General features: G+C 36.8%; 10 protein-coding genes. 2 read left to right on the top strand and 8 right to left on the bottom strand.

What is annotated here, in order from left to right:
- Position 1: 1 nt before the first annotated feature.
- The 7 genes from LNP23_RS18005 to LNP23_RS17975 all read right to left on the bottom strand — a co-directional run bounded on the left by LNP23_RS18005 (position 2) and on the right by LNP23_RS17975 (position 12954).
- Positions 2-3004, bottom strand: coding sequence for a SusC/RagA family TonB-linked outer membrane protein (locus LNP23_RS18005; RefSeq protein ID WP_047777287.1), 3003 nt, complete (start codon positions 3002-3004; stop codon positions 2-4).
- Between the two features lie 214 nt (positions 3005-3218).
- Complete coding sequence (locus LNP23_RS18000; protein ID WP_230002277.1) at positions 3219-7313, bottom strand: two-component regulator propeller domain-containing protein; 4095 nt, start codon at positions 7311-7313, stop codon at positions 3219-3221.
- 183 nt (positions 7314-7496) lie between these two features.
- Entirely contained in the window at positions 7497-9176 is a 1680-nt protein-coding gene (locus LNP23_RS17995) for a hypothetical protein (RefSeq protein WP_230002276.1), read from the bottom strand.
- 622 nt (positions 9177-9798) lie between these two features.
- The gene (uxuA, locus tag LNP23_RS17990; RefSeq protein ID WP_230002275.1) at positions 9799-10986 is read right to left on the bottom strand and encodes a mannonate dehydratase; all 1188 of its coding nucleotides are present in this window, start codon (positions 10984-10986) and stop codon (positions 9799-9801) included.
- A gap of 24 nt (positions 10987-11010) precedes the next feature.
- Complete coding sequence (locus tag LNP23_RS17985; protein ID WP_230002274.1) at positions 11011-11823, bottom strand: SDR family oxidoreductase; 813 nt, start codon at positions 11821-11823, stop codon at positions 11011-11013.
- Between the two features lie 12 nt (positions 11824-11835).
- Positions 11836-12501, bottom strand: coding sequence for a bifunctional 4-hydroxy-2-oxoglutarate aldolase/2-dehydro-3-deoxy-phosphogluconate aldolase (locus tag LNP23_RS17980; protein WP_230002273.1), 666 nt, complete (start codon positions 12499-12501; stop codon positions 11836-11838).
- 3 nt (positions 12502-12504) lie between these two features.
- On the bottom strand, positions 12505-12954 hold the full coding sequence (locus LNP23_RS17975) for a NanQ anomerase/TabA/YiaL family protein (protein ID WP_230002272.1): 450 nt from the start codon (positions 12952-12954) through the stop codon (positions 12505-12507).
- Between the two features lie 161 nt (positions 12955-13115).
- On the opposite strand from LNP23_RS17975, the gene LNP23_RS17970 reads away from it, so the two are divergent.
- Complete coding sequence (locus LNP23_RS17970) at positions 13116-14201, top strand: LacI family DNA-binding transcriptional regulator (RefSeq protein ID WP_230002271.1); 1086 nt, start codon at positions 13116-13118, stop codon at positions 14199-14201.
- A 52-nt stretch (positions 14202-14253) separates the two neighbouring features.
- Here the strand turns inward: LNP23_RS17970 and LNP23_RS17965 are convergent, their stop codons facing one another.
- Positions 14254-15423, bottom strand: coding sequence for a BT3233 family polysaccharide utilization protein (locus tag LNP23_RS17965; protein ID WP_230002270.1), 1170 nt, complete (start codon positions 15421-15423; stop codon positions 14254-14256).
- 538 nt (positions 15424-15961) lie between these two features.
- Here LNP23_RS17965 and LNP23_RS17960 point away from each other — a divergent pair.
- Positions 15962-18886, top strand: coding sequence for a triple tyrosine motif-containing protein (locus tag LNP23_RS17960; RefSeq protein ID WP_230002269.1), 2925 nt, complete (start codon positions 15962-15964; stop codon positions 18884-18886).
- The last annotated feature ends 91 nt before the right edge of the window (positions 18887-18977 follow it).

The raw sequence follows: 18977 nt of genomic DNA, 5'->3' as shown, positions 1-18977 counted from the left end.
ACTAAAATTTTAAATTAAATCCGAACGTAAATGTTCTCACATTTGGGTAACTTCCATATTCCAGACCCAAATTGGTATTACTTCTGGCATTGGTATCATTCAGATAATTGCCCTCCGGATCAGAACCCGGATAGTCGGTAATGGTCCAGATATTTTGCGCACTGATGAAAAAACGGACTTTGCTCAGCCCCATTTTCGAAACAATTTTTTCATTTAAGCTGTATCCAAGTGAGATGTTTTTCAAACGGATATAACTTGCATCGTATACAAATCTTGACGTTACTCTTTTGGTTCTCGCTGCATTGGCCGGAACATTGGTGTCGGTGTGCGTAGGAGTCCAGGCGTCTAAAACTTCTGTTGTTGCATTATTGTTGCCTGAAGCCAATTCCATTAAAGTATAATTCAGAATTTGATTCCCTTCTGAACCTTGGAAGAAAATATTTAAGTCTAAATTTTTATAGGTGAAATCATTGTTTAAACCGAAGATGAAGTTCGGATTTGGATTTCCGATAATGGTCTTGTCGTTCGAATCTAATTTTCCGTCACCATTTACATCTTTGAATTTTTCTCCACCCGGAGCGGTTTCAAAATTCCCCGGAAGTACGGTTTCTCCCTGTTGAATCACACCATCATAAACAAATCCGAAGAAGGAACCAACCGGCTGTCCAACTCTCAAAATCTGAGATTCCGTTGCAAGGAAATGCCCCGGTGTCGAGTTGATAAGAAGGTCTTTGTTATCGGCTAATTTCAATACTTTATTTTTGTTGGATGAAATATTAAAACTGGTCGACCAGGTAAAATCGGCTCCGATAAAGTTTTTAGAGTTAATGCCTAATTCCCAACCTTTATTTTCTAGTTCTCCAACATTCTGAAGTTGCGAAGCAATTCCTGAAACTCCCGGTAAAGGTCTGTTGAACAGCAAGTCTTTGGTAATCGTTTTATAATAATCGGCGGTTAAACTTATGCGATTATCAAACAAACCTAAATCGATCCCGTAATCTTGTTGATAGGAAGTCTCCCATTTTAAGTTTGGATTATCCAATGATGTTAATTGAACTGCATTTACAATTACGTCACCACTCACATCATATATCTCAGAAAATCTGGACAGCGTAGAATAAGCACCGATAGAAGGATTTCCTGTAGCACCATAACTGGCTCTTAGTTTAAGATTAGAAATCGTTTTATTGTCTTTTAAGAACTGTTCTTTAGCGATGTTCCAGCCAATGGCTCCCGATGGGAAAGTTCCATATTTATAGTTTTTACTGAAACTCGATGAACCGTCACGTCTGGCCGTAAACGTTAGTAAGTACTTATCGTCGTAATCAAAGTTTAGCCTTCCGAAAGCGGAGATCAACTCGGTTTCTGATAAAGAAGAATCCGGTTTTAAAAAGACTGTTCCGGCCCCTAAATTATGATAGGAATTGGTATTGGTCAAAAATCCTCTTGAGGCCGCAAAAGAAGTTTCGTTTTTGTTTTTCTGATAGGAGTACCCTCCAAGAACAGTCAGGATTCCTTTTGTGATAATCTCTTTTTTATACGTCAGATAATTTTCGGTCAGGAAGGAGGAATTTCGGTTGTTGCTTACAGAAGCTTCTCCTTTGATATTTTTCCCTGCAATTAAAGTGGACGGAATAAATCTTCCGGTTTGAGAGTTGGAATCCGATAAACCTAAAGTGGTTTTAAATTCGAGGTCAGGTGTGATTTTATAAGTGGCGAAGAAATTATTTCTGCTTACTACAGAAACGGTTTCTAAAACATTTTCCATCGCTGTTGCATACGGATTGTCAATATCATCCCCAATAGGAGCAGTAGAAGTATAGCTTCCGTCAGGTTTGTAGATGCCCTGATCCGGCATAAAACGGTAAGCAGCAGCAATTACACCGGCAGCTCCGGTTCCGCCTGCACCGGTTTGAGAAATAATTCCTTCTTTATTTTGTTTGCTTTGAAAGGTATTCAAACCTACTTTAAATCGGTCGCTTAAATCGGCTTCTAAATTGCTTACAATGGAGTATTTATCAATTCCGGAATTAATTACAACGCCATTTTGATTGAAATAATTTCCTGAAACGTAATACCTTACTTTTTCCGATCCTCCGGAAAAAGACAATTGATTATTCGAAATCATTCCATCACGATAAATGACATCCTGCCAGTCTGTGTTTGCTGGTCCTGCTGTATGTGTAGTAAAACTTTTTCGGTACGCTACAAACTGATCGGCATTTAATAAATCCAATTTGTTATTGACAGATTGTACGGAAGTTGAATTGCTGAATTCAATAACCGGTTTTCCCGGTTTTCCTTTTTTGGTGGTAACAATAATAACCCCGTTAGATCCCCTTGATCCGTAAATAGCAGTTGCTGAGGCATCTTTTAATACTTCAATAGAGGCGATGTCCTGAGGTGCAGGCATAGAAACCCCTGCAAAACCATCCACCACAACAAGCGCGTCTCCACTGGCATTAATCGAAGTACCTCCACGAACTCTGATTTTTATCGGAGCGCCCGGTTCACCACCATTATTGGATTGTACAGAAACCCCCGCTGCACGCCCTTGTAAAGCTTGTTCTGCATTTAATAAGGGATAGGCAGTTAATTCTTTTGCCGTTACAGAAGATACAGAACCTGTAATGTCGCTCTTTTTGCGGGTTCCATAACCGATCACAATTACTTCATCCAGATTTTTGGTATCGGGTTTTAGACTAATATTGACAACGGTTTTATTTCCGACCGGAATTTCGACCGACTGATATCCTATAAAGTTGAAAACAAGTACAGCATTTTTTTCTGAAACAAAAACAGCATAATTCCCATCCATATCGGCAGTGGCTCCTACAGAAGATCCCTTGATATATACATTAGCACCAGGAAGCCCGAGTAAGTCTTCACTGGAAGTAACTTTTCCGGTGACTTTTCTCTCCTGTGCATTCACAATAGTAATTCCCAGTAAAAAGAGTACGAGGAAACACCATTTAAACGACTTAATTTTTTGGTTTGTAAACATTCATTTTTTGGTTTAAAGGTTAATGTTAGCTAAAATAAAAAAGCAATAAACTCATTCCTATTATCAGCATCATGAAGAGAATTTGGAGTAATATGAATTTTGTTTTTTTGACTTTCATACCACAAATGTATTAGGCACAAGCGATATAGAAGTACAAAAAAGGGTATCTAAAAATACAGACACCCTTTTTTAAGCCCTGAAAATAAAGGACTTTTTAAAATACGGACAACGGTTTAGAAAATTTGTCAGCAAATTGTGACGGAGTTTTTCCATATCTTTTTTGAAAACATTTGCTAAAGTATTTGGGGTTGTTAAAACCTACCTTATAACTGACTTCAGAAACGTTTAGTTTGTTTTGCTCCAACAATTGGGCGGCTCGTTTTAATCTTATTTCATGAATGAATTCATTTGGCGTGAAGTTCGTCCAAGCTTTTACTTTTAGAAATAACATCGTGCGACTTACTCCTAGTTCGGAGCAGAAAAAAGGAATGTCAAATTGCTCGTTGGAGATATTGTCCTCTACAATACGGAAGGCTTTTTTTAATAGTGCTTCGTCTATGGAAGATACCGTTATTTCTGCCGGAACAAAATTGTCTTCGCTTGAGAATTTTGCTTTTAATCGTTCCGTTGAATGGAGGAGATTTTTAATACGGAGTTTAAATTCAATTAAATTAAAAGGTTTACTGATATAATCATCAGCGCCACTTTCCAATCCTTCAAATTTGTAAACCAAAGAGGATCGTGAAGTCAGTAATATTACAGGAATATGACTGGTTTTCAGGTTTTCCTTTATTTTGGAACAAAGCTCGGTACCGACCATTTCAGGCATAATTACATCACTGATAATTAAATTAGGCACATATTGAATGGCTTTTTCTAAGGCCGTTTTTCCGTTGTCGGCAACCAGAATGTTATACTCTTTTTTAAGCAGATTTTTCATGAAGTCTCTCAGTACTTTATGGTCTTCCACAAGTAGTATCGTTTGTTTTTCGGCATTCACTACATAATCGTCAATGTCTTCCGGTTCTGTTGTTTCATTAGGAACTAGTTGTGCTGTATACTGTTCAATAGCATCGCTGATTCTAAAATCCTTAATGATTTCTTCTGGTCGAAGATGTTCTTTCCCTAATGGAAGTGTGACCGTAAAAATGATACCTTCCGTTTTTTTGTTGACGACATTTATGGTTCCTTTATGAAGTTTTACAATGTTTTTTACAATCGACAACCCAATTCCGGTGCCTTTATTGTAATTTTTCTGAACGTTGTTGTGGGTTGGAATTTCAAAAAATAAATCAAAAATTTTATCAATATGCTCCTGAGCAATTCCAACCCCCGAATCTTCTACCGCAATGAATAAGTTTTCTGCGTTCTGACTTATTTTGATTGCAATAACACCTCCTTTTGGCGTATATCTAAAGGCATTTGAAATCAGGTTATAGAAAACACGCTCTAATTTGTAGCGATCAAAATACACCTGAATTTCCTCATGTGAAGATTCGAAAGTGTACTGGTAGCCGCCATCTTTGGCATATTCTATAAAAGACAGAAAGATTTCTTTAGTAAATTTTACAATATTTCCATTGGCAGATTCCAAGGTGACCTTATGGCTTTCTAGTTTTCTGAAATCCATTAATCGGTTAATCAGACTCAAAAGATGATTGGCACTTCCTTCTATAACCAACAGTTTTTTGTACATTTCGTTGGTTCCGTTATAGTCCGCCAATATTTGTTGCAAGGGGCCAAGAATCAAGGTCAGCGGTGTTCTGAATTCGTGCGAAATGTTCGTAAAGAAATCCAATTTGATACGATTGTTTTCTTCAATGCGTTTGGTTTCCAGATATTCTAATTCCAGTTTTTGTTTTAATGTGGCTTTTGATTTAATAATCCACATCAATCCATATAATCCAAGTCCAATTGTTATTCCATACAATAAAAAAGCCCAAATACTTCGCCAAGGCGCAGGATTTACAGTGACGGTAAGTGTAGTGGGAGTGCTGTTCCAGACCCCGTCATTGTTGGCACCTCTTACTTCAAAAACATAAGTTCCCGGGTTTTGAATGGCAAATATGGCCTCGGTATTTTTGGTTGTCGTCCAGTTGTTTTCCAGACCAATTAAGCGGTAACTGTACTGATTGTTTTTTGATCGGATGTAATTTGGAATGGCATAACTGATAGAAAAATTAGCCTTGTCATAATCGAGCGTTATGTTTTTGGTGTAACTGATGCCTTTCTCTAAAATTTCCGGTGTGTCATTTGGATTTATCGTTTTATTTTTAATTTTGAGACTTGTAATTAAAACCTGTGGCGAATATCGGTTCAGGACAATTTTTTTGGCGTCAAAAAACGTAGCTCCGGACGGGCTTCCAAAATAAAATTGAGTAGCGTCCAGCTTTAAGGCCGAATTATCATTGAATTCATTACTTGCCAAACCATCTTTTTGATCATATAAAGCAACCGTTTTTTGAGTGGTACTGTATTTTAAAATCCCCTGATTCGTGCTTACCCATAGGTTTTTGTCACCATCTTCTAAAATCGAATGTATCGAAGTAATGACAGTGTTTCCGACTTTTAGATTGATTTTCTGAAATCTTTTTCCATCAAAATAATGCAGTCCTTTTGCTTTTGTACCCACCCATATTTTGTTCTGACTGTCCTGATATAGCGTGAGTATATCATCTCCCGACAAAGAAGGTTTATCAAAAAAGTAATGCTGTATAGAATAATGATTGGGTTTGAAATTGTTCAACGAGATGCAATTAAGTCCATTTTGAGTTCCGACCCAAAGTCTCTTTTTTTGATCAATTAGAAGAGTTCGGATAATATTGTTTGTTAGAAAATTGGCTTTTGTGTTATCGTTTCCTACAAGGACAAAGGTTTTGTCAATAGAATTGTATCGAATCAAACCTTTTCCGAAAGTTCCGATCCAAACAATTCCGTTGGCTTCCGTTTTGATAGAATAGACACCGGTTTCTTTTACTAATGCGCTTAATTCCGAACTGATGCGGTTGTCTTCAATTCTTTTTGAAAGGGTGTTGTAAGCTGATAAACCTTTAGAAAATGTACCAATCCACAAGATATTATCGGGAGAAAGCGACATCGATTTGATATCATTTTTATTGCTTTGTCCAGTGCTGCTATTGATATAACTTGTTGCCGATGTATTTGGGTTGTAAATGGTTATTCCACCGCCTTCTGTGCCAAAGTAGATATTTTTGTTTTTGTCGGTGATGATCGAACTGATGACATCAAAACTCATTGGGATTTTTTTTGAATTCTGATTGTAATTCGAAAAATTGACATTAGATACATCCCAGATGTTTACGCCTTTGTAATAACAGCCGATCCAAACAGAACCTTTTTTATCGATAAAAACTGATTTTACTTTGTCAATTCCGTTGCTATTATTGCTGTTATTGATTTTCTGCAGACTTTTATCTTTGCCGTAAATATAGATTCCATCATAAGCGCCAATCCATAACGAACCTTGATTGTCAATGGCTAATGAACGAATGTCTGCGTTTATTTCTTTGTATTTTTCATTCGGTAAAAAAGAAACAAATTGACGCGTTTTTATATCGAGTTTTAAAAGCGCTTTGTTTTTGGTACCGATCCATAAATCACCTTGCGCGTCTTCTGCAATGGTTTGAACATTAAGTAAATCAGTAGTGTTTAGTGGATAATTTTTAAAGGTTAATTTTCCGTTATTTCTGCTTGTAAGTCGGCATAAACCTTTTGTTGTGCCAATCCAGATTTCCTGTTTTTTGGTTTTTATAATAGTCAGAATATTATTGCTTGGCAAAGTTGAGGTATCGGTATCTGAATGGAAAACAGAAGTAAACAGCTTGGTTTTTTTATTGAAAATACTCAAGCCTTTTGAGGTTCCAAACCAAAGTTCATTGCCAATTTCTTTGATACACCAAACAGCATTACTACTAATGGTGTGGTTGGTATTGGAGTGCAAATACCTCTTGAAAGTATTAGAAACAGGATCGTAGCAGTTGAGGCCATTATAAGTTCCGACCCATATTTTCCCCGAATTGTCTTCTTCAATCGCCAGAATATCATTATTGCTAATTGTTGCTTTGTCTGAAATGTCATTTCTAAAAATGGTAAACTTGCTTCCGTCGTATTTATTGAGTCCGTCCCGCGTACCAAACCACATTTGCCCTAATTTATCCTGATGTATGGCAATGACAGAACTTTGCGAAAGACCATCGGTTGTCGAGATATTTTTAAGACGGTATTTATTTTGAGAAAATAGATTTCCCGTGATGAGGACTAAAACTAGAAGAGCTATTTTTTTTTTCATAGCATTCGAATTATATTGTGAAAATAATGGTGGGGGGGGGGGAGCCACAAAGGCGCTAAGGCGCAAAGTTTTTATTTGATCAAAGTATTCTATATTCTATATTCTTTGCTCTATATTCTTTACTCTTTACTCTTTACTCTTTGTGATTTAGCTAGATTGTAAATGATACAGTTTTACCTAAACTTATTTTAATCGTTTTTTTAATTGATAATCATATAAAGAAGGTACTTTCTCCATAGACTCATTTAAAAATTCAATGTAGGGCTCGGGGTCGTATTTTACTTCGAATGTTGTATTTCCAGTTACTCCTATAATTCTGGCGAAAGGGCCGTCTTTCATGCCGTAAAGTAAAACCGGTTTGGTATGCTCTTCGGGGTTTGAAACCTGTACATTCAGATTCCAAAAAGTACTGTAGGGACCGTGTGAAGGTTTCCAATAGTCGGCACCGCCACCACCAAACAAAGCATAACTGTTGGTGTTATCCGGAGTTAAATGAATCGTTATATGATCGAATAAATTCTGATGATTGGCACCCGAGTGTTGATCCAAAAGCGGATCTGCAAAAACCTCGCAATTTTGATACACGTTTTTAGTAGCAAATGTGTTGAAACTTAAAGGATGAACGGCTTTATTGTACACCTTTAGATTCTTTACTAAAACATTATGTACACCCCCTAAAGTAACGGTGTAATGTGCCATATGATTTCCGTCGGTTACGATATCTTGTATGGTGACGTTGGCGATCTCTTCTGCCAAAATTCCGCTGTCTGCATTGGTTATGGTTACATCTTTGACCCAACTGTTAAAAACACGGGTTAGAAAAATACCATTATTTCCCGGTTCAACGTGATGTGCTACTCTCGGAATATCCGGAAATGTAAAACGCAGATGTTCAATTCCGACTTCGTTTAAATGTTTCCATTCTACCAATTGTGCCTGATAACTGGGTTTGATCCCAATAGTCAAAGGTGTTTTTAGCGTGATTTTAGAACCTGAAATTTTAGTAATTTCAACTTGTTGTCTTACGATGGGTAATTTTGGAAATTTCCAATGGTGTGAACCCGGTTTTACAGGAGCACCTTGGTATAAATCTTTAATAATTTCGCCATTTTCGCCGTCCTTATTAAATAATTGTAATTCTACGACATCGCCTACTTTCAACCCGTTTATGTCTGAAACGGTTATGGTATGCTCACCCATAGTACCACTGCTGACTTTTGCCAGGACAATTGGAGTGGGTTCGTATTTATCAAGATAGGATTTTACGCGCTCATTTGGAATCTGTGTCCAGATAAAACCTCCGGACCAGGCGTATTGCGAAAAAGCCAAGTCGATATTGTTTTCGTTCTCCCGCTGTCTTTTGTCAAAAGTAGTCAGGTATTCCCTTAATTCGGCTAATGATTCAGGGTCTTTTAAGTACATCATTGGTCTCGGACAATAGAACTCTGTTCCGTTTTTGCCCGATCCTGTGCCGCGTAACACAAAATTGCTTCTTTCGAGGTATAAAATGGTGCTTAAAATGATTCTTCCTGCGGGCAATTGCAAAATGACATTTCCTTCGATTGCATTGGCTGCTTTTATTGCTTTTAGTAAAGCTTTCGAATCGTCTAATTCATCATTTGCTTTTACACCAAAATCGACCGCATTGATTATTTTTCCTTGAACTTCAGGTAAGTTTGTTTCTCCAAAATGATAGCCTACATAACTAAAATCGGGTAGGTAAGGGATTGCTGATTTTTGTTGCGTGTTTAGGATTTTGGGTAACTGCTGGCTAATTGCGTTTAGGGGTATAAGTAGCGTACTTATAAAAATACCACAGTAGTTCCAGCGGTGTTTTTTGGTTAATTGGTTTTTGAAAGTCATGATAGTTAGTAGTTTGCAATGTTTTTTTTGTGATGAGTTTGGGGTGGTTAGTTCTCAAACTTTTTTTTATAATGCCACAGATTCAAATGATTCAAATGATTTGAAGAGAGGTGGTTTTGGTTTTTTTTCACGCAGATTTGGCAGATTTGACAGATTTTTTTTTCATTTCTTTGCTAGAATCTGCGTGCTATTTTAATATTCCATGTTTTAAAGACATTATACAAAAGTTAAAGCAAATTTTTTTATCGCTTTTAGGAGAATCCGCCAAATCTGCAAAATCTGCGTGCTATTTTTAATATTTCCTGTTTTAAAGACATCCTACAAAAGTTAAAGCAGATTTTTTTGATTGCTTTTAGGAGAATCCGCCAAATCTGCCAAATCTGCGTGCTATTTTATTATTTCCTGTTTTAAAAACATTCTACAAAAGTTAAAGCAGATTTTTTGATTGCTTTTGCGAGAATCCGCCAAATCTGCCAGATCTGCGTGCCATTTTAATATTTCCTGTTTTAAAAACATTCTACAAAATTTAAAGCAGATTTTTTTGATTGCTTTCGCGAGAATCCGCCAAATCTGCCAGATCTGCGTGCTATTTTACTATTTACTGTTTTAAAGACATTCTTTTTTAAACAATAGATTTTTTAATCCCCATTTCAAGCCCTCTTAATTCGGCTAAACCTCTTAAACGACCGATCGCGGAATATCCGGGATTTGTTTTTTTATTTAAATCATCGAGCATTTGATGACCGTGATCAGGACGCATTGGTAAAGAACTTCCGTTTCGTTTCTCGACTTCGAGAATCGCTTTTACCACCTCATACATATCGACATCACCCTCTAAATGATTGGCTTCAAAAAAACGGTCATTTTCCTCTCTTTTTGTACTTCTGAGGTGTATAAAATTCATCTTATCACCATGACGTCGCACCATTCCGGGCAAATCATTGTCTGCTCTTACCCCATACGAACCGGTACACATCGTAAAACCATTTGATTTGGAATCAATGGCACCCATTAATTCCATTAAATCCTCTTCGGTGCTTACAATTCTTGGTAAACCTAAAATCGGGAAGGGAGGATCGTCCGGATGAATGGCCATCAAAACACCTGTTTTTTCAGCTACGGGAATGATTTCTCTCAAAAAGAAAAAGAGGTTTTCCTTTAATTTTTGTCTGTCAATATGATTATAGCCTTTTAAAGTTAGCAGAAAATCCTCAACTGTATAGGCTTCTTCCGCCCCTGGAAGTCCGGCAAGAATGTTTTGTTGCAGTTTTAGTTTATCGGCCTCCGTCAATAATTCGAAGTATTTGGTCGCTTTTTTAATTTGTGTCTCCGTATAGGTTGCTTCTGCCCCGGGTCTTTTCAAAATAAACAATTCAAAAGCCGCGAAAGCAATACCATCAAAAAGCAAGGCCTTTGAACCATCCGGCATTTCATAAGACAAGTCCGTTCTTGACCAGTCTAAAATCGGCATGAAATTGTAGCAAACACATTTTATTCCGCATAAAGCCAGATTCCGAATGCTTTCTTTGTAATTTTCAATATACTCTAAGTATTTTCCGGTTTGTTTTTTAATGTCTTCATGAACCGGAATACTTTCTACTACAGACCAAATCAAACCGGAGGCTTCCTTTTTTGGATCCCCATTTTTATGTTCAATTTCGACTTTTCGCTTGATTATTTCGTTGATTGGCCATACCTCTCCATTGGGAATATGGTGTAATGCGGTTACAATTCCGGTTGCTCCGGTTTGTAAAATATCTTGTAAAGAAACCGGGTCTTGTGGTCCGAACCATCGTAACGTTTGTTCCATTTAATATAGTATTTGGTAGTTGTTTTAAATGCTGGAAGCGGCAAAACCTCCGTCGACTTTTAAGATTGTTCCTGTTACAAATTTTGACATGTCGCTGCATAAAAACAGTAGTGCTCCGTCAATATCATCCGGTGTTCCAAATCTTCCCATGGGAGTGTGGTCAATAATTTTTTCGCCTCTTGGAGTTAACTTTCCATCCGGTGTCAACAATAGCGCGCGATTTTGTTCCCCAATAAAAAAGCCCGGTGAAATAGCATTAACCCGAATTCCTTCGCCGTATTTTGAAGCCAATTCAACCGACATCCATTGCGTGAAATTGTCTATTGCTGCTTTTGAAGCAGAATACCCAACAACTCTTGTCAAAGGTCTTTGTGCCGATGCCGACGAAATGTTGATAATGATTCCCTCTTTTTGTTTGGCAAAAAGGGTTGAGAATACCTGCGAAGGAAGCATTGTTCCGATAATATTCAGATCAATAACTTTTTGCAAATCCTCAGTTTTCAGATCGTAAATCGCCTGATCGGGGCTGATGGTGGCTCCGGGCATATTTCCTCCGGCGGCATTGATGAGAATATCCAGACGACCGTATTTTTCAACAATAAAATCTTTTGCTTTTTCGAGTTCTTCTTTGTTTAAAACATTGGCTTGAATAGCAAAAGCCGTTCCGCCATTGTCCGTAATTGCTGCGGCAGTTTTGGTTGCTTTTTCAATAGATTGTGATACGATTCCTGTAATAACGCCTTGTTTAGCGAGTACTTTTGCCATATTGCTTCCAAGTACGCCCGCACCACCTGTAATAAGTGCAATTTTGCCTTTTAGATTAAATATTGAATCCATATTGAGTTAGTGCTATTTGTTTCTTACGGTTTCAATCAAAGACAAAACTCTTACGGTTTCCTTTTCGATGGTGTCATAAGCTTCGTGTTCCATTACTTTTTTACTGATTAGTTTGCTTCCCATTCCAACGGCGGAAACTCCTGCGGTGAACCAGCTCTGTATACTTTGCAAAGTAGTTTCTACGCCTCCTGTTGGCATAAAAATTAAAGATGGGAAAATGTCTTTTATACCACTTAAAAAGTCAGGACCTAAAATATTACCCGGAAAGAGTTTAACAAATTTGACTCCGGCATTTTCGGCTGTAATAATTTCGGTTGGTGTCATACAACCCGGAGCGTATAGAATGTCTTTACTTTTTAAGAAATCAGAAACTTCGGCAACGAAACCCGGGCTTACAAAAAAATCCGCCCCAATCGTACAAAATTCTTCTGCCTGCTGCATATTCTTTATGGTACCGATTCCCAATAACATTTCCGGCATCTCAGCATTGCGGACTTCAATCATTTTTTTGAAATTGGATGCTGCTTCCGGACCTCTGTTGGTATACTCAACGGCCTTGATTCCGGATTTATAAAGGACTCTTAGTATCTCAATACTTTTATTTTCATCGGTATTGAAATACAAAGGCAGAATTCCTTGTTTTACAATAACATCAATTGAATTTTGAATGGTACTCATAGCTTATATTTTTACTTTAAAAACAACTTTTTTTATTACTCCCTCACCAATCATTGCAGCGTGTACGTCTTCGGGAAATAAGATCGCAAACTGTTTTTCCTGCAATTCAAAAAACATATCCGGAGCATCATGAAAAAAACGAACATCTCGCTCGTCGCTATAATCTCCATTTGGATTGAGACATTTTTCTCTGGGTTTCCACGCAAAAGTCTCAGGACCTTTTATCGAAATCTGAACGTCAATATTTTGATCGTGGCATTCAAAACCTTTGATACTTTCTTCGCGGCTACTTCCTTCACCGATAATTACAATTAATTTTAAACCTGCCGCAATATCAAAAGTTCCTGCTTCTAATTTTGACAGGTCATTTTGATTTACATAATCAAATGCTTTCTTGAAATTGGGGTGTAAAGCGTAATATTTTGTTGCATTTTGTAATGAATCTATTATCATCGTTTCGGTTTTATATTTTATGAAATAGTTAGTTGCTGACCTGAAAAAGCGGAACAATTTTTTAGTACTGTTCTTGCTTCATTCTGTGTTGTTTGAAAATCCCGTGTACGCACACGTATTTTTACAAATGTATATAAAAACTTAACCAAAACAATTTATCTTTGATAAAAAAAATTAATTTTACACACTTACTGTATTATTTTAACTTAAAAGCAATCACTATTATAACAATTAAAAAAATAGCAGAACTAGCCAATGTTTCACCGGGAACTGTTGACCGAATTATCCATAATCGCGGACAGGTGACCCAGGATAATGTTGATAGAGTAAACGCTATAATAGAAGAATACGGTTACAAGCGAAATATCCTGGCCAGTAATCTGGCATTGAATAAGAAGTTTCATTTCGCGGTTTTTTTGCCTAAATACGAAGATTTAGAATATTGGAAGAGTCAGATTATCGGTATAGAAAAAGCGGCGGTTGAATTTGGAAAATTCGGAGTCGTGCTGGATTATTTTTTCTACGATTTTAATACAGCATCTTTTAAAGAAGCGGTGAAAAAAGTACTCAACTTTGAGTGCGATGGTTTGTTATTTGCCCCAATATTTTACGAAGAATCCATTCGGTTTTTAGATAAGTACAAAAAAAAGAACATTTCTGTTGTATTAATTGATTCTGATATCAACACCAATCAGCAACATGCTTATGTTGGACAGGATGCTTTTCAGAGTGGTTATCTGGCAGGAAGGTTAATTAGTTTTGCTGTGAAAAACGAAAGGCAGATATTGATCTTTAAGATCACAAGAGAAATCGAAAGCACTTCGGTTTATCTGCAACGCATCGATGGATTTTATTCTTTCTTTAAGGATCATGGTGAACTTACCAATTTTAAGTTTTCGGAAGTTACCATTAAAGACTCCGGAATCGATCAGTTAAATATGGATATGTTTTTTGGGGTTCACAGTGTTTTTGTACCTAATTCCAGAGCGTATATTGTGGCTCGATTTTTAGAGAAAAACAATATTAAAGGCGTTCGTATTATTGGTTATGATTTATTGGAAGAAAATATAGAATACCTAAATAAAGGAATAATTGACTTTTTAATTAACCAAAGACCCGAGGAGCAGGGCTATATGGGGATCAGTCATTTGTACAAAAAAATGGTTTTGCAAGAGACCGTAGAAGACACACATTATATTCCGTTGGAAATTATCTTAAAAGAGAATTATTTTCCGGTTAAAAAGTAATTTAAACCTGACAGGTTTTTAAAACCTGTCAGGTTTGTTAGAGGTTAATTTTTTATCGCTTCATTTTTACAGTAAGCGGATTATTTATTTTACGGGCAAATGAACTCAAATAAGCTTCCCATTCTTGTTTGGTTTGAAAAGGGCTTCCTTTTTTCCACCCGAAGCCCACATAATAAATCACTTTGTTGTCTTTTACGTTTAAATTTCCATAGAGATTACTCAAGTCTTTTTCAGCGGTAATATGATTGTCAAAATTGGTTAAGGTCTTTTTGGGTGCTACTAAACCCGTTCCGATTTCAGAATCATCAAGAGTTTCCCAGTGACTTAACCAGCCTTCTTTTATATTAGTTCCAATAGTGCCTTTTTTGTCATGAAGTGTAATTCCGGCGGCAATTTTTTTGGTGCCTGTAATGGAGATTTCAAAACGGGACAAATAACTTCCGAAATCAAGACTAATCAATTTAGACTCTTTGATTTTTGAACCTTTGGCGTCCCAATCTGCATAAGTCAAAATAAAGCTGGTTCTTATTGGGCCTGTGGTGATGGTTTTCCATTCAATAAAATTTTTAGAGAAATAGTATTTACCGTCAACATTTGCGGCAATTCCGCCAATGCCTCGACTGTCTCCAACATGAAAATTGTCTAAACCTTCTCCTGTATCTTTGTGATACGTCCCGGTTCCGTTGGTTGCTTTTTCGTACCATTTGTTAATAATAGGATAATCAACTCTTTTCAGCCAGGCATCAATTCCGCTGGTGAGCGTTCCGCCGGGAATATGATCTTCTACCATTTTTTGAGCGACCGGGCCGTAAGTTCTGAAGGCAACTTTGTCGTTTTCCCAAGCATAATCATCAGTTCGTTCGGGAACAAATCTGGAATAACAGTTGTTGTTTTTTGATTCGGAGGGGATCGTGACCACAACGATTTCAAATTCTTTTTGAGAGGAAGCACTAATTTTGGGCTGAAATAAGAGAACATCCCTAATGCCGTCACCATCATTGTCAACAGTTTGGCTTTCTAAAAACGAACTGGAATTTTTTTCTTTTACGCCGTAATTTTCAAGTTTAGATGAAGCGGATAGTCCAAGCAACTTTTTAGTTAGTTCAACCGTTTCAAATTCCCGGTCAACAGGAAGCGAATTAGTAACGGTTATGATTTTATTTTGTGAAGAGACAACAAAAGTGCCGGCCAATAGTACGGTTAATAATAAATGTTTTTTCAAAATTGAAGGTTTTAATTTTGATTCAGAAATAATTTTATAGCAAGGGATAAATGTACTAATCAAATGGTCATTGCGAATACAGAATAGGTATAATAATGTACAGTTGTTTGATAATGAGAAGTTTATTGCTCTGTGTTAACATAGGTTTTATAGTGCCGTAAAGTGAAATTTTATGTTTGTTAGGTGTAATTTAGCTAAATGCTTTTTTAACAGATAGACACATAGATTTTAGAGTTTAAGTTGTTTTATGAAAAATACAATTTTTCACATAGGCTTAGGTGATTTATTTATAGTGAAACGTTTTTTTGGATTGTACTTCTATGTGCCTATCTGTTAAAATTAATTGTTAGCTATAAATGAAATTTTATATATTTGAAGATAGCTATTCGTTTTTTTATGACTTCAAAATGTTGATTTTCACTATTTACAAGAAATAAGAAACAGCTTTTTTTTCAAAAAACAATCTAAGCCCAAACGGATTGTTTTTAAGAGGATGGTTTTTGCAAGCCCTATAAAGTAACCTACAGACGGAAACAAAATGACGAAATTTAAAATTAGATTTTTAGTTGTACTACTATTTTCCCTACTCCATACCGGTAATGCACAGATTAAAAAAACCGGAGTTCCGTTTATAACGAATTACAGTCCGAAGAGCTATAAAGCAGCTTCCGAAAATTGGGATGTTTTGCAGGATTCCAAAGGCATGATGTTTTTTGCCAACCATTTCGGGATTTTGCAGTTTGACGGTGTCCGATGGAACATTGTCACGCAACCCGAAAACAAGAGTATGGTTCGTTCACTCGCGATTGATGCGAAAGATAAAATATATGTGGGGGCTCAGGGCGATTTTGGTTACGCCGTTCAGTTGCCCAACGGACAATATAAATATACGTCTTTGGTAAAATTGCTTCCGACGGCTAACAGGAATTTTGGCGATGTGTTGCATACCGTTATTCGCAACAAGGAAGTCGTTTTTTTTTCAAAGGAAGGATTGTTTGTTTATAAGGATAATAAAATCAAAGTCATACGACCAGCTTCAACTTTTGATGAATTTTTCGAAGTCAATAAAGCGATTTATGTTTCGGATAATGTGAAAGGGCTTCTGAAGTTCAATGGCAATGTTTTAGAGCCTCTTCCAAATAGTAAGCAATTTATAGGATTGAAGATTAAAAAAATCTTTGAGACGAAGAATGGATTGGTAGTTCTCACGCAAAAAGACGGTCTTTTTGTTTATAAAAACAATCAGTTAAAAAACTTTGTAACCGAAGCAGACTATTTACTGAAACAGAATCAAATTTCGACAGGAGCTCTACTTTCTGATGGTTATTTTGGAATCGGAACACGTCAATCGGGGTTGGTAGTTCTGGATAGTGAGGGAAAATTGATTCAGCACATCAACAAACAAATGGGATTACAGCATGATTATGTGACGAATCTCAAAACAGATAAAGAAGGAAATTTATGGGTAACCCTTAAAGAAGGGATTTCGTTAATTCAGATTTCGTCGCCTTTGTCTAAAATATTGGATGCCTCCAATTCTGAAACCAAAATATATTGCAGTCAGATTTATGAAAACAAACTTTACATTGCAACTGATAATGGCTTATTTTGGCTGGATTGGAATGCGTATAAGAACGGTAAACGAGAAAATGTACACTTTCAACATATCTCGGGAATGTCTGAAAATGTGTGGAATATTGGCATTTTTGGAGGTTCTCTTTTAGCTTTTGAAAAAAACGGAATATTCGAAATAAAAGGAACTTCAACTAAATTGCTCGCCAAAATAGACGGTGCCTGGCAAGGTGTAATCGTTCCCAATCGCCCTGATTTATTACTTGTAGGCGGTTATACCGGATTGTATTTACTGAAAAAAATAAACGGTTCGTGGGTCTATCAGAATAAAATTAAGGGTTTTGAAGAAAGCAGCAGGGTAATGGTGACCGACAATGATGCTGTCTGGATTGCGCATGGTTATAAAGGAATTTTTAAAATCAAACTCAACAAAAATTTTGATGCAGTTTGGAGTACTGAATTTTATAATCGGGAGAATGGTTTTCCGTCGAGTTTGTTTTTGAATACTTTTCAAATTGACGATCAGATCCTTTTTGGAACCACAAAAGGAGTTTATAAACGCGACAAGAAGAGCAATAAAATGATTCCCGATGCTGTTTTTGCGAAATATCTGGGAATGGACAGCCACATCCGTTTGCTTAAAGAAGACAATCAAAACAATATTTGGTATGTTTCAGGGGAGAATACCGGAAAGATCAGTCGTAAAAAGACAGGCCATTTTGATGTAGAAGAGTTGCCTTTCAGAAAATTAAGATATTTGTACATTCCGGGTTTTGAAAACATTCAGACGACCGCAACCGGTGATGTGTTTTTTGGGACCCAAGAGGGGTTAATTCATTATAATAACACGAAAGGAAAAAGCTATCAAACCAAATACAAATCAATTATAGCGGAGGTAAAGTGTATTTCTCCAAAAGACAGTTTGTTGTTTTCAAGCCGATATGATGTGCTTCCAACCAATTCAGAAGGTGATGACACCCTTTTTCCGGTTTTGGCCTATTCAAATAATGCTTTACATTTTTCATTTGCCTCTCTTTATTATGACGAGGCTGATGCTACTAAATACGAGTATTGGCTGGAAGGTTTTGAACCCAAATGGTCAGATTGGAGCCTTCAAACCGAAAAAGAGTATACCAATCTTCCTGAAAACAGTTATGTTTTTCATGTAAGGGCAAAGAATATCTACGATGTGGTAAGTGAAGAGGCCGTTTTCAGGTTCGAAATTTCGCCTCCTTGGTACCGTACCAGTTGGGCTTATCTTCTGTACATATTGCTTTTTTGCGGTTTGCTTTATGCAATTGTCAGGTACCAGAAGAATCTTGCCGAGCGTGAAAAAGCACAATTAATCTTAAATCAGGAGAAAGAATTGTTGCGAAATCGGGCAGAATTAAATGAGCAAAAATTGGCACTGGAACAACAAAACACGGTAATCATGCGTGAAAATCTGGAAGCCACCATTACGCTTAAAAATGTCAAAGTGGCTTCGAATACGGTGAATTTGATTCATTTAAATGAAATATTATTATCAATTAAAGAGCTTATCTCTGAGATTAAGAAAGAAAAAGAGGCTGCTATCAGCTTTAGTCTGCTCACTAAGATAAACCGAATTATTGATCATGAACTTCAAGGAGATCAGCATTGGAATGAATTCGAAGAAATCTTCAATCAGCTACATGATAATTTCATGCAACGACTGAAAAACAGTTTTCCTGAATTGACTCCGCGGGACATGCGATTGTGTGCGTATCTGCGAATGAACTTCAATACAAAAGAAATTGCTCCGCTTTTGGGAATTTCGGTAAGAGGTGTTGAGGACACCCGATACCGCATTCGAAAAAAACTGCAACTTTCTTCTGATGCCAATATTACGGAGTTTATTCTTAATTTTTGATTTGGTATTGTGAAGTAAAATCTTAGGTCTGATTGAGCCGTTTGGGACATTTTTTTATCAACCACCGTAGTCAAACCGTAGCCCCGAATTG

Source organism: Flavobacterium cupriresistens (genome assembly GCF_020911925.1).
GTDB classification, from domain to species: domain Bacteria; phylum Bacteroidota; class Bacteroidia; order Flavobacteriales; family Flavobacteriaceae; genus Flavobacterium; species Flavobacterium cupriresistens.
The sequence above is the reverse complement of the archived record's forward strand: the minus strand, read 5'-3'. Positions and strand labels throughout refer to the sequence as shown.